This is a genomic window from Streptomyces malaysiensis subsp. samsunensis, from assembly GCF_024519315.1.
Taxonomy (GTDB): domain Bacteria; phylum Actinomycetota; class Actinomycetes; order Streptomycetales; family Streptomycetaceae; genus Streptomyces; species Streptomyces malaysiensis.
The window spans coordinates 16,416-27,808 of the sequence record NZ_JANIIC010000100.1 but is presented as its reverse complement, the minus strand read 5'-3'; the positions used below and the strand labels follow the sequence as shown (position 1 = coordinate 27,808).

At 71.7% G+C, this 11,393-nt stretch carries 10 protein-coding genes and 1 riboswitch; of the genes, 6 read left to right on the top strand and 4 right to left on the bottom strand.

The window, feature by feature from the left end; genetic code table 11:
- The first annotated feature begins 260 nt into the window (after window positions 1–260).
- Complete coding sequence (locus NQU54_RS45145) at window positions 261–479, top strand: DUF3263 domain-containing protein (RefSeq protein ID WP_257636103.1); 219 nt, start codon at window positions 261–263, stop codon at window positions 477–479.
- Window positions 480–592: 113 nt separating this feature from the next.
- Window positions 593–1,444: a trehalose-phosphatase gene (otsB, locus tag NQU54_RS45140; protein ID WP_257636102.1), complete on the top strand. Its 852-nt coding sequence runs from the start codon at window positions 593–595 to the stop codon at window positions 1,442–1,444.
- A gap of 240 nt (window positions 1,445–1,684) precedes the next feature.
- Here otsB and NQU54_RS45135 read toward each other — a convergent pair whose 3' ends face one another.
- Together NQU54_RS45135 and NQU54_RS45130 are read right to left on the bottom strand one after the other, a co-directional pair.
- Window positions 1,685–3,163: an alpha,alpha-trehalose-phosphate synthase (UDP-forming) gene (locus NQU54_RS45135; protein WP_257636101.1), complete on the bottom strand. Its 1,479-nt coding sequence runs from the start codon at window positions 3,161–3,163 to the stop codon at window positions 1,685–1,687.
- A 158-nt stretch (window positions 3,164–3,321) separates the two neighbouring features.
- The gene (locus NQU54_RS45130) at window positions 3,322–4,269 is read right to left on the bottom strand and encodes a glucosyl-3-phosphoglycerate synthase (protein WP_257636100.1); all 948 of its coding nucleotides are present in this window, start codon (window positions 4,267–4,269) and stop codon (window positions 3,322–3,324) included.
- 182 nt (window positions 4,270–4,451) lie between these two features.
- Window positions 4,452–4,593, top strand: a riboswitch (SAM riboswitch).
- An 18-nt stretch (window positions 4,594–4,611) separates the two neighbouring features.
- On the opposite strand from NQU54_RS45130, the gene thrC reads away from it, so the two are divergent.
- The 4 genes from thrC to groL all read left to right on the top strand — a co-directional run bounded on the left by thrC (window position 4,612) and on the right by groL (window position 8,915).
- Window positions 4,612–5,922, top strand: coding sequence for a threonine synthase (gene thrC / locus NQU54_RS45125; protein ID WP_257636099.1), 1,311 nt, complete (start codon window positions 4,612–4,614; stop codon window positions 5,920–5,922).
- Entirely contained in the window at window positions 5,919–6,197 is a 279-nt protein-coding gene (locus tag NQU54_RS45120) for a MoaD/ThiS family protein (RefSeq protein ID WP_069870628.1), read from the top strand. The genes thrC and NQU54_RS45120 overlap by 4 nt, the downstream gene beginning before the upstream one ends.
- Window positions 6,198–6,615: 418 nt before the next feature.
- On the top strand, window positions 6,616–6,822 hold the full coding sequence (locus tag NQU54_RS45115) for a cold-shock protein (RefSeq protein ID WP_009716982.1): 207 nt from the start codon (window positions 6,616–6,618) through the stop codon (window positions 6,820–6,822).
- 467 nt (window positions 6,823–7,289) lie between these two features.
- Complete coding sequence (gene groL / locus NQU54_RS45110; RefSeq protein ID WP_069870626.1) at window positions 7,290–8,915, top strand: chaperonin GroEL; 1,626 nt, start codon at window positions 7,290–7,292, stop codon at window positions 8,913–8,915.
- 121 nt (window positions 8,916–9,036) lie between these two features.
- Here groL and murQ read toward each other — a convergent pair whose 3' ends face one another.
- Both murQ and NQU54_RS45100 read right to left on the bottom strand, forming a co-directional pair.
- Complete coding sequence (gene murQ, locus NQU54_RS45105) at window positions 9,037–10,047, bottom strand: N-acetylmuramic acid 6-phosphate etherase (RefSeq protein WP_257636098.1); 1,011 nt, start codon at window positions 10,045–10,047, stop codon at window positions 9,037–9,039.
- A 244-nt stretch (window positions 10,048–10,291) separates the two neighbouring features.
- Entirely contained in the window at window positions 10,292–11,248 is a 957-nt protein-coding gene (locus NQU54_RS45100) for a MurR/RpiR family transcriptional regulator (protein ID WP_372506407.1), read from the bottom strand.
- Window positions 11,249–11,393 lie beyond the last annotated feature (145 nt).

The following is an 11,393-nucleotide window of genomic DNA, read 5'->3' as shown; positions in this document are numbered from 1 at the left end:
CGGAGGACCGGGCGCGGGGCCAGGCGGAGGACCGGGCGCGGGGCCAGGCGGAGGACCGGGCGCAGGGCCAGACGCAGGGCCAGGCGGAGGACCGGGCGCGGGGCCAGGCGGAGGACCGGGCGCGGGGCCAGGCGGAGGACCGGGCGCGGGGCCGGGCGGAGGACCGGGCGCGGGGCCGGGCGGAGGACCGGGCGCAGGGCCAGACGCAGGGCCAGGCGGAGGACCAGGCGGAGGGCCGAGAGCCGGGACCGGGCGCCGGGCTGTCCGAACGCGATCGGGACGTGCTCGCCGTGGAGCGGCGGGACTGGCCGGGCCCCGGCGCCAAGGAGCGGGCGATACGGGAGCGGCTGGGCATCTCCCCGACCCGCTACTACCAGTTGCTGAACGCGTTGCTGGACGACCCCAAGGCCCTGGAGCACGACCCGGTGACCGTCAACCGGCTGCGCCGGATCAGGGACGAGCGCCGCGAACGGCGCTGACGTCCGCCGGGGGAGGGGGCGCCGGGACGGCCGGGGGCCGTTCACCGGCCGGATGCCCGGGAGCGGCCCGCGGTCCCACCGGGGCCGGTAGGGTCACCGCCATGGGCAGTGCTATGGGCAGTCATCCCCTCCCCGTACCCATCACCTCCGCCGGCCGTGAGGGCCTCGCCGCCCTCCTCGAACGGCCCGGCCGCGCCGTCGTCGGATTCGACTTCGACGGCACCCTCGCCGAGATCGTCCCCGATCCCGACCAGGCCCGCGCCCACCCCGGCGCCGTCCCCGCGCTCTCCCGGCTGGCCCCGAAGGTGCGCTCCGCCGCGGTGATCACCGGCCGTCCGGCCGAGGTCGCCGTCCGGTACGGCGGCTTCGCCGGGGCCGAGGGGCTGGACGGGCTCGTGGTCCTCGGCCTCTACGGCGCCGAGCGCTGGGACGCGGCGAGCGGTGCCCTCCAGGCGCCCGAACCGCACCCCGGAGTCGCCGCCGTCCAGGCCGAACTCCCCGCCGTCCTCGAGGAGCACGGAGCCTCGCAGGGCACCTGGATCGAGGACAAGGGCCGCGCCGTCGCCGTCCACACCCGCCGCGCCGAGGACCCCCAGGCCACGTTCGAGCGGCTGCGCGCGCCGCTGCACGCCCTGGCCGAGCGCCATGGGCTGATCGTCGAGCCGGGCCGGCTGGTGCTGGAGCTGCGGCCGCCGGGCATGGACAAGGGCGTCGCGCTGACGGAGTACGTACGGCGGACGGGCGCGGAAACCGTGCTCTACGCGGGGGACGACCTGGGCGACCTGGCCGCGTTCGCGGCGGTGGAGCGGCTGCGTGCGGAGGGGGTGCCGGGGGTGCTGGTGTGCAGCGGCAGCACGGAGGTGACCGAACTCGCCAAGCGGGCCGATCTGGTCGTGGACGGCCCGGCGGGTGTGGTGGAGCTGCTGTCGGCCCTGGCCGACGCGGTCGGCGGCGACGCGCCGTAGGCGCCGTAAGCGCCGTAGGCGCCATACGCGCCGTAAGGCCGACGCGCCCGGCCGGACGAAGTGCGCCCGTCCACAGCGCGCCCGTCCACGGCACCCGCCCACAGCGCTCGACTACAGCGCCCGCCCACAGCGCCCGCCCACACGCTCGGCTACAACGCCCGCCCACAGCGCCCCTCCACGGCACCCGTCCACAACGCCCGCCCACGGCGCCCGTCCACAGCGCCCGTCCACAGCGCCCGTCTACAACGCCTCCAGCTGGGCCAGGAACCAAGCCTGCGGCGGCAGCGCGGTCGCGGCGGCGGCGAGCCGCTTCGTACGGTCCGCGCGCTCGCCGTCGCTCATGCGCAGCGCCTCGTGCAGCGCCTGGGCCGTGGCCTCCACGTCGTACGGGTTCACCACCAGCGCGTCCTCGCCGAGCTCCGCATACGCCCCCGCCTCCCGTGACAGCACCAGCGCGCAGCCCCGCTCGGAGACCACCGGGACCTCCTTGGCCACCAGGTTCATCCCGTCCCGGATGGGGTTGACCAGCGCCACGTCCGCCAGCCGGTAGGCCGCGAGCGAGCGTGCGAAGTCGTCCTTCACATGGAGGGCGACCGGGGTCCAGCCCTCCGTGCCGTACTCGGCGTTGATCTCCTCCGCGATCCGCCGCACCCGCTCGGTGTAGTCGCGGTAGACCGCGAGGTCCTGGCGGGAGGGGTAGGCGAAGGCCACATGGACCACGCGCTCCCGCCATTCGGGACGGGTCTCCAGCAGCCGCCGATAGGCCAGCAGCCCGCGCACGATGTTCTTGGACAGCTCGGTGCGGTCCACCCGGACGATCGACTTCCGGCCCGGTCCGATCTGCGCCCGCAGGCTGGTCAGCCGCTCGTCCACATCGGCCTGCCGCGACCGCTCCCGCAGGAAGCCCGCGTCCGCGCCCAGGCCATGGACGCCCAGCCGGGTCTCCCGCCCCTCGAAGCGCACGGCCGTCGCCGCGCCGCTGCCCTCCTCGCCGCCGTCGCCATCTCCGTCCCGGACGATCTCCGCGCCCAGCACGGCCGCACAGCAGTCGGCGAAGGCGGTGGCCCAGCGCTCGGTGAGGAACGCGGCGCGGTCGCCGCCGAGGATGCCGCGCAGCACATCCGCCGCCACCTGGTCCGGCAGCAGCCGGTAGTAGTCCGGCGGCGCCCAGGGGGTGTGCGAGAAGTGGCCGATCCGCAGATCGGGGCGGCGCTCGCGGAGCATCGCGGGCACCAGCGCCAGGTGGTAGTCCTGCACCAGGACGACGGCCTCGGCCACCGCTTCCTGGGCGAGCGCGTCCGCGAAGGCCGCGTTATAGGTCTCATAGGCCGCCCACTGCTCGGCGAACTCCGCGTCGAAGACCGGCTCGACCGGGGTCTGGTAGAGCAGATGGTGGATGAACCACAGCACCGAATTGGCGATGCCGTTGTACGCGGCGGCGAAGACATCCGGCGCGATGTCGAGCATCCGCACCTGCTGGCCGCCGGTGTCACCGGGGTTCAGATGGCTGGTCCCGGCGCGCCGGGCCGCCTCGCGGTCGCCCTCGCCGAGCGCCGCGCACACCCACACCGCTCCCGAGTCGGAGCCGATCGCGCTGAGGCCGGAGACCAGCCCGCCGCCGCCGCGCTTGGCGGTGAGCGAGCCGTCCTCGCCCAGGCCGTACGAGACCGGGCCGCGGTTGGACGCGACCAGGATCGGGGCGGTGCGCGGAGCTCCCATGTCGCGAGCCTAGCCATGTGCGACCCCGCGCAAACGTACGTACGGTTTCTTGCCCCGTAGGTGCTATCCCGGTTCTGGCCACGCGGGCGCCGCCGCGCAAGCGGATGGGCGCTCTCCCGCGATCCCCGTAGGCGCCATCGCGTGCCGCCCGGGGGCCATCACGCCGCGCGCCGGGCCGCGTACTCCGGGATCTCGATCATCGGAGGCCGCTCCTCGGTGTCCACGGCCGTGGTGCGCGGTTCGAAGCCGTTCTCGCCCCGGTCGAACTGGGTCAGCCGCGGCCGCACCAAGTGGCCCCGGGCCAGCCGCAGCTGGGCGGTGCGGTAGATCGCGGCCGCCATCCGGCCGAGCGCCAGCCCGTCCTGGTGGCGGTGTTTGCGCACCCCGATGTCCACCTGGCCGAGCGCGTCGAGCCCCACCGTGTGCAGCGCGTCGACCAGCAGCCCCAGCTCGACCCCGTAGCCGACCGGGAAGGGCAGCCGCTCCAGCAGCGACCGGCGCGCCGCGTACTCACCGCCCAGCGGCTGGACGAACCCGGCCAGCAGGGGCCAGTGGAGGTTCAGCAGCGGGCGCGCGACCAGCTCGGTGACCCGGCCGCCCTGCCCCGCCAGCTCGCCGAGCGGGCGGTCGTACATGCCCTTCACCAGCTGGAGCGTGGGGTCGGTCAGCAGCGGACCGACGATCCCGGAGACGAAGCGCGCGTTGAATTCCCGCAGGTCGGCGTCGATGAAGCAGACGATGTCGCCGCTGGTGGCCAGCAGGGACCGCCACAGCACCTCGCCCTTGCCGGGCAGCGCGGGCAGCCGGGGCAGCAGCGAGTCGCGGGGGACGACGGTGGCGCCCGCCGCCGCGGCGACCTCGGCGGTGCGGTCCGTCGAACCGGAGTCCAGCACCACCAGCTCGTCCACCAGCGGCACCGCCTCGCCCATCAGCTCACGGCGGATCGTGTCGGCGATCTCGCCGACCGTGGCCTCCTCGTTCAGAGCGGGCAGGACTACGCTCACGGTCGTCGCCGAGGTCCGCTTCGCGGCCAGCAGGCGATCCAGCGGACGGTCGTCGGCCGACCAGGAGCGGCGCTTCAGCCAGCGCTCCACCTCATCCAGCACCTGTGTGTCTCCCTGCTGTGGTCGCTGTGACCCATCTCGCGCTTCGGACGGCTATCTCAACCATCCGGGCCTTCGGTTACAGTCTTGAACAACGCACGTGACCGTCGTATGTCGGGGTCGACCCCGGTGTTCACCGACGATGCCCGTGTTGACAAACGCTCCGGGTTCGCCCGGCGCCATACCGCTCATCCAGAGGGGCAGAGGGAACGGCCCGTTGAAGCCCCGGCAACCCTCCAGCTGATCTCGCATTCCACCGCGAGGCTCCCAGCTCGGGAAGGTGCCAATTCCGTCTCGTGGCGAAACGCGTCCCGAGGAAGATGAGGAGAAAGGGCCTCGCCATCCATGGCTGTGCAATCAGTAGAAAGCTCAACCACTTCCGCCGCCTCCTCCAACTCTGCCGCCTCCGGTGCTTTCGGCCCCGCCGTGGCATTGTCCTGCCGGGAGTGCGGTGAGCGGTTCGAGCTGGGCCCGATCTTCGCGTGCGAGGTCTGTTTCGGGCCGCTTGAGGTCGCGTACGAGCTGCCGGCCGGCGATCCGGAGGGGCTGCGCCGGCGGATCGAGGCCGGTCCGAACAGCATCTGGCGCTACGCCCCGCTGCTGCCCGTCCCCGCGGACGTGGCGGACCTGCCCAGTCTGAACCCCGGCCTCACCAAGCTGGTCAAGGCCGACAACCTCGCCCGTGAGCTCGGCGTCACCGGTGAGCTGCACATCAAGGACGACTCGGGGAACCCCACCCACTCGTTCAAGGACCGGGTCGTCGCCATCGCCGTCCAGGCCGCCCGCACCTTCGGCTTCACCACCCTCTCCTGCTCCTCCACCGGCAACCTCGCCGGCGCGGTCGGCGCCGCGGCCGCCCGCGCGGGCTTCCGCTCCTGCGTCTTCATCCCGCACGACCTGGAGGCCGGCAAGGTCGTCATGGCCGCGGTCTACGGAGGTGAGCTGGTCGGCATCGAGGGCACCTACGACGACGTCAACCGCTTCTGTAGCGAGCTGATCGGCGACCCGGTGGGCGAGGGCTGGGGCTTCGTCAACGTCAACCTGCGCCCGTACTACGGCGAGGGCTCCAAGACCCTGGCGTACGAGATCTGCGAGCAGCTCGGATGGCGGCTGCCCGACCAGATCGTCATCCCGATCGCCTCCGGCTCCCAGCTCACCAAGATCGACAAGGGGCTGAAGGAGCTGATCGCGATCGGTCTGGTCGAGGACAAGCCCTACAAGATCTTCGGCGCCCAGGCCGAGGGCTGCTCCCCGGTCTCCACCGCCTTCAAGGCCGGCCATGACGTCGTCCGGCCGCAGAAGCCGCAGACCATCGCCAAGTCGCTGGCCATCGGCAACCCCGCGGACGGCCCGTACGTCCTGGACATCGCCCGCCGTACGGGCGGCGCGGTGGAGGACGTGAACGACGAGCAGATCGTCGACGCCATCAAGCTGCTGGCCCGCACCGAGGGGATCTTCGCGGAGACCGCGGGCGGGGTGACCGTCGGCGTGACCAGGAAGCTGATCGAGGACGGCCTGCTCGACCCGTCCCTGACGACCGTCGTGCTCAACACCGGCGACGGCCTCAAGACCCTCGACGCCGTGGCCCCCACCACGGGTCCCTCCGCCATCATCCGCCCCACCCTTGACTCGTTCCGAGAGGCTGGCCTCGCATGAGCGTCAACGTCCGAATCCCGACCATCCTGCGCACCTACACCGGCGGTCAGGCCGAGGTTCCCGCCGAGGGTGCGACCCTCGCCGAGGTCCTGGCGGACCTGGAGAAGAACCACCAGGGGATCGCGGCCCGCGTGCTGGACGACACCGGCAAGCTCCGTCGCTTCGTCAACGTCTACGTCAACGACGACGACGTCCGCTTCGCCGACGGCCTGGCCACGGCGACCCCGGACGGCGCGGGAATCTCGATCATCCCGGCGGTGGCGGGCGGCTGCTGACGCCTCGTTCGCCCATTCACCCCTTCTCACCTTTGGCATCGCCCCGTCCCGGGACAACCGGACGGGGCGATTCCGTGTGTGGAATCGCGATACAGTTGCCCGGATTCCCCGAGGGCGCCGGGTCCGGAGCCGCATATGAGAACTCGTCAAGTTGTGCGTAAAGTGTGCGCGCGAATTGTCGGGTTGGCTCTTTATGTCCAGCCCGGCTTGCCCGAACTTCACATAATTTCTCACTTTTAACCGTTCGACCGTGCCCAGAATTCTCGTCCGATTGACCTGTTGCAGAGGGCGTTGGGACGGATACATTCAGCGGCGGTCGACGCGTTCCGGCGCACACCCCCCACATCCGGGGGGTGAGGTCTGACCCGGGTCCGCGGAGTGCGGTCCTGCGCAAGGGCCAGCAATAGGGGAGTTAGGAATGGCTCAGGGCACCGTCAAGTGGTTCAACGCGGAGAAGGGGTACGGCTTCATCGCGGTCGACGGTGGTGCGGACGTGTTCGTCCACTACAGCGCGATCCAGATGGACGGGTACCGCACCCTCGAGGAAGGCCAGCGGGTCGAGTTCGAGATCTCGCAGGGCCAGAAGGGCCCGCAGGCCGACATGGTCCGCGTGGCCGTAGGCTGACGCGCCGACGCGACGCAGCTGAATCGAACAAACCGAAGGGTCCGTCTCCCGTAACAGGGTACGGGCCCTTCGGCATGCCCGTCACCCGGCCCGCTCGCTTCGGACACCCGCGCCGCCCGCGCCCTCCCGGCGCCACTACGGGCGCTTGCACCCTCCCGTCACCCGACCACCACCCCTCATGGACGCCTTCGGGCGCTTGCGCCCTCCCGTCACCCGACCACCACCCCTCACGGACGCCCTTCGGGCGCTTGCACTCACTAGGCCCGAGTGCTAATCATTGGCGTTAGCACTCTGACGTTGAGAGTGACAGAAGGACCGGGTCGGTGAGGCCCGCCAGGCCGTGCGGAGCAAGGAACCGCGGGGCAGGCAGGCCGTCCGTCGCGGGCGCCAGCGCGGTCCGGAGCAATCCGCCCCCACGGCCTAACGGCCTGGGAGGTACCCCCTAAGTCTTGGGAGGACCACTTCACATGGCCAAGATCATCGCGTTCGACGAGGAGGCACGGCGCGGCCTCGAGCGCGGGATGAACCAGCTCGCCGACGCCGTCAAGGTCACCCTCGGCCCCAAGGGCCGTAACGTCGTCCTCGAGAAGAAGTGGGGCGCCCCCACGATCACCAACGATGGTGTATCCATCGCCAAGGAGATCGAGCTCGAGGACGCGTACGAGAAGATCGGTGCCGAGCTGGTCAAGGAGGTCGCGAAGAAGACGGACGACGTCGCCGGTGACGGCACGACGACCGCGACCGTCCTCGCCCAGGCGCTGGTCAAGGAGGGCCTCCGCAACGTCGCCGCGGGCGCCAACCCGATGGCCCTCAAGCGCGGCATCGAGAAGGCCGTCGAGGCCGTCTCCGCCCAACTGCTCGAGCAGGCCAAGGACGTGGAGACCAAGGAGCAGATCGCCTCCACCGCCTCCATCTCCGCCGCCGACACCCAGATCGGCGAGCTCATCGCCGAGGCGATGGACAAGGTCGGCAAGGAAGGCGTCATCACCGTCGAGGAGTCGCAGACCTTCGGGCTCGAGCTCGAGCTCACCGAGGGCATGCGCTTCGACAAGGGCTACATCTCCCCGTACTTCGCGACGGACATGGAGCGTATGGAGGCGTCGCTCGACGACCCGTACATCCTGATCGTCAACTCCAAGATCAGCAGCGTGAAGGACCTCCTCCCGCTGCTCGAGAAGGTCATGCAGTCGGGCAAGCCGCTGCTGATCATCGCCGAGGACGTCGAGGGCGAGGCCCTGGCGACCCTGGTCGTCAACAAGATCCGTGGCACCTTCAAGTCCGTCGCCGTCAAGGCCCCGGGCTTCGGTGACCGCCGTAAGGCCATGCTCGGCGACATCGCCATCCTCACCGGTGGCACCGTCATCTCCGAGGAGGTCGGCCTCAAGCTGGAGAACGCCGGTCTCGACCTGCTCGGCCGCGCCCGTAAGGTCACCGTCACCAAGGACGAGACCACCATCGTGGACGGCGCCGGCGACACCGAGCAGGTGCAGGGCCGCGTCAACCAGATCCGCGCCGAGATCGAGTCCTCGGACTCGGACTACGACCGCGAGAAGCTCCAGGAGCGCCTGGCGAAGCTGGCCGGCGGCGTGGCCGTCATCAAGGCCGGTGCCGCGACCGAGGTCGAGCTCAAGGAGCGCAAGCACCGCATCGAGGACGCGGTGCGCAACGCCAAGGCCGCCGTCGAGGAGGGCATCGTCGCCGGTGGTGGCGTGGCCCTGCTCCAGACCGTCTCGGTCTTCGAGAAGCTGGAGCTCGACGGTGACGAGGCCACCGGTGCCCAGGCCGTGCGCCTGGCCCTGGAGGCCCCGCTGAAGCAGATCGCGGTCAACGCCGGTCTCGAGGGCGGCGTCGTGGTCGAGAAGGTGCGCAACCTGACCCCGGGTCACGGCCTCAACGCCGCGACCGGTGAGTACGTCGACCTCATCGCCGAGGGCATCATCGACCCGGCCAAGGTCACGCGCTCCGCGCTCCAGAACGCCGCGTCGATCGCCGCGCTGTTCCTCACCACCGAGGCCGTCATCGCCGACAAGCCGGAGAAGGCCGCCCCGGCGGGCGCTCCGGGCGGCATGCCGGGCGGTGACATGGACTTCTGATCGACTCGGCGCGTTCGTTCGCCGGTCGGTCGTACCGTCCGATACGTCGGGGCGGCACCCTCTCCCAGGGGTGCCGCCCCGACGGCGTTACCGGGGTGCCGGGCCCCTGGCCCTCCGGGGCTTACCCCGTGGAGCCCGTGGGTCCCGTGGGCCCCGTGGCGGCATCGAGGGCGGTGCGCAGATGGCCGTGCGCCTCGGCGAGCAGCTTCTCGGCGGTCGGGGCGTCCACCCCGCCCAGGATGGTGAGGATCGCGTTCTTCACCTCGCCGTCCGTGGCCGCCAGCGCGCTCTCGATCCGCTGCTCGGAGGCGCCGGTCGCCAGGAAGACGATTCTTCGGGAACGGGCGCGCAACTTGTCGTTGGAGGCGCGCACATCGACCATCAGATTTCCGAAGGTCTTGCCCAGCCGGATCATGGTGATGGTCGAGATCATGTTGAGCACCAGCTTCTGGGCCGTGCCCGCCTTCAGCCGGGTCGAGCCGGTGAGCAGCTCCGGCCCCACGACGATCTCGATGCCGTGGTCGGCCGCGGCGGCGAGCGCCGAGTCGGCGTTGCAGGACAGCCCGACGGTGAGCGCGCCGCACCGCCGGGCGTATCGGACCGCGCCCACGGCGTACGGGGTGCGGCCGGAGGCCGAGACGCCGACCACCGTGTCATCGGGGCCGATCCGGAGCCGTTCGAGGTCCCGGGCGGCCAGTTCCTCGCTGTCCTCCGCGCCCTCGACCGAGGTCACCACGGCGTCCGGACCGCCCGCGATCACCCCGACGACCTGCTCGGGCCGGGTGTTGAAGGTGGGCGGGCATTCGCTCGCGTCGAGCACCCCGAGCCGTCCCGCGGTGCCCGCGCCCGCGTAGAGCAGCCGGCCGCCCCGGGACATCCGCGCGGCGATGGCGTCGATGGCGGCCGCGATACGGGGGAGCTCGCCCGCGACGGCGGCGGGGACGGCGGCGTCCTCCGCGTTCATGATCCGGGCGATCTCGAAGGTTTCGAGCCGGTCGATCTCGGCGAGTTCGGGGCGGAACGCCTCGGTGGTCAGGGTGTCGAGCTGGGCGCGGAGCCGTGCGGAGTCCTGGTCGGCCGTGGAGTGGGTGGGGTCGGCCGAGGGGTCGGCTGCGGAGTCGGTGGAAGTCATGGTGCGGCTCTTTCCGGTACGTCAGCGTGAGGGTGGGGGTGACGGTGGCTGAAAGAGCAGCCACCGGGCGAACAGTGACCGAAAAACAGTGACCGGGGCGGGACCGGGATGGGATCCGGATGGGACCGCCGGGGCGGGACTGGGGCGGGATCGGCGTGGGACCGCCGGGTGGGATCGGGTTGGGACCGGCCGGGGTGGGGCCGGGGTGGGATCGGGACGGAATCGGGGTTGGGACCGGCCGGGCTCAGCGGTGCCCGGGGCGCGGATCGTGGCGGTGCGCGAGGGCCTCGTACGACGCGGAGAGGGCGGGCGCCGCCGATTCGTACGTCCGCTGGGCGACCCCGATGAACAGGCAGTCCACCACCAACAGCTGGCTGGTGCGGCTGGACATGGCCGCCGGGCGCAGCTCGCTCTCGCGGGCGGTGGAGGTGGTGAGCACCAGGTCCGCGTACTGCGCGACCTCGCCGTTCGGCCGTCCGGTGATCGCGACGGTGGTCGCCCCGCGCTCGAAGGCCACTCGCAGCGGCTCGATGACGTCCGTCGTACGCCCGGAGTGGGTGATCGCGATGGCCACGTCGCCGGAGTGCAGCTGGACCGCGTTGGTGACCGCGAGGTGCGGATCGGCGTGGGCATGGGCTATCAGCCCGATGCGCAGCAGCTTCTGGACCAGGTCCTGGCCGACCAGGCTGGACGCCCCGACCCCGTACACATCGATCCGGCGGGCCGCGGCCAGCGCCGAGACGGCCGCCTCGACCTGGCCGGTGTCCAGACCGGCGGCGGTGTCCGCCAGGCACTGCTGCTCCTCGCGCGCCAGCTTGGTGACCACGTCGGCGATCGGATCGTCGACCGCGATGTCCGCGGTGACGGCCGGGGCCCGGCCGGCGGCCTGCTGCGCGGCGAGCGCGGCGAGCGCGAGGCGCAGATCGCGGTATCCGGGGTAGCCGAGCAGCCGGGAGGTGCGCACGACGGTGGCCTCGCTGGTGCCGGTCCGCTCGGCGAGCCCGGTGACGGTGAGGGCCGCGCAACCGGCCGGATCACCCGCCACGGCCTCGGCGACGCGCTGCATGGAGCGGGTCATGGAGGGGCCTAAGGTGCGGACCTTCGCGGCGAGGGCGGCCGGGGCGGGCGGGGTGGGCGGAATCGGCGGGGTGGCGTCGGGCTGCGGTGGAGGCATGAAAGTTTCCTTCAGATGGCTACTCATCCGCGAAAACTATTTCCGGCCACGGGCTCCGTCAACCCTCCCGGCCCCCGCGCGACCCGCCGGTGAACAGGGACCACCGATGAACAGGGACCACCCCGCCGGTGAACAGGCACCGAGACGAAATGAACCGGGCGGGAGTGAGCCC